Annotated in this window: 2 protein-coding genes; both read left to right on the forward strand. The window is 59.2% G+C overall.

What is annotated here, in order from left to right:
* Nucleotides 1–225: OmpA family protein (locus AC1RQ9_RS18855; RefSeq protein ID WP_485988119.1), on the forward strand; the 225-nt coding region annotated here is incomplete at its 5' end.
* A gap of 355 nt (nucleotides 226–580) precedes the next feature.
* Nucleotides 581–1,450 (forward strand): outer membrane protein (locus AC1RQ9_RS18860; protein WP_485988121.1); only part of this gene is annotated, 870 nt, incomplete at its 3' end.

Here is a 1,450-nt window from a genome sequence, read left to right on the forward strand (position 1 = left end):
GGCTACACCGACAACACCTCGGCCCATCCCGGCCCGCGTGGTGAGAAGTACAACCTTGGCCTGTCCATGCGTCGTGCTGACAGCGTGAAGGCTGAACTGATCCGTGACGGCGTGCCCGCCAACGCCATCGACATCCATGGTTATGGTGAAGCCCACCCGCTGGTGCCGACCGGCCCCGACACGCGTGAGCCCCAGAACCGTCGCGTCGAGATCATCCTGCACTGATCCCGACCAACCGGTCACAAAAGAAAGGGAGCACTCTGTGCTCCCTTTTTTTATGCCGGCATTTCCGTGCGTACGAAGATACGCAGTGTGTTGTTCATGCCACGCAATACCCTAAATATTTTATTAAACCATTGTTTTGCGTAAATGGCGTCCCACTTATTCTATTGTAACCAAATACAAAAATCGTCCGTCCCATGCATATCTGCAACGATGCGGCCTTTATGCTGCTTTGTAGCGCAAATGGAACGCAACTACAGACAGCACGCCGTGTTTAGGAAAGATGGACTGACCGGTTTGCGCGGCCTGCATGCTGCGTGACCTGTAAAGAAGCAATAATGTGAGGAAGGACGAACATATGCGTCTCCGTTCTGCCCTGCTGGCAACAAGCCTGCTGGCCGCGACACCACTGGCTGCCAAGGCCACGACCATTACCGGCCCGTATGTCGATATCGGCGGCGGCTATAACCTGACACAGACCCAGCACGGCCACTTTGCCGATACGGAAGATGGCCCGGGACGTGAAAAACTGGGCCACCGTCATGGCTGGACCGGTTTTGGCGCCGTTGGCTGGGGCTTTGGCAATGGCCTGCGGGCAGAGGTCGAGGGGGACTACAACTGGTCCGAGATCTATAGCAAGTCACGTGGTGACAAGGGCAGCGATCGCTCCTATGGCGGCTTCGTCAACGTGCTGTATGACATCGACCTGAAGCGCCTGTTCAACATTGACGTGCCCGTCACGCCGTTCGTTGGTGTCGGTGCCGGTTACCTGTGGCAGAACGCGCATGACGTAACGGTGGGCAACTCCCCCGGTCGCAGCATGAGCGGCACCAAGGGTGGTTTTGCCTATCAGGGCATTGTCGGTGCGGCCTACGACATCCCCGGTATCCCCGGCCTGCAGATGACCACCGAATACCGCATGATTGGTCAGCCGTCCTCCTTCACCATGGGCAACTACACGGCCAGCGGACCGGATGGAACGGGCCACGCCAGCTTTGACCATCGCTTCAACCATCAGTTCATCGTTGGTGTCCGTTACGCGTTCAACAGCGCGCCGCCGCCGCCGCCGCCAGCCCCTGCCGTCGTGCCGCCCGCACCGACTGCAGCCCGCACCTACCTGGTGTTCTTCGACTGGGACGGCGCAGCCCTTACCGGCCGCTCGCGTGAGATCGTGGCAGAAGCTGCCCAGGCTTCCACCCACGTCCAGACGACCCGCATCGAAGTCAAT

Source organism: Komagataeibacter ossonobensis (assembly GCF_057359305.1).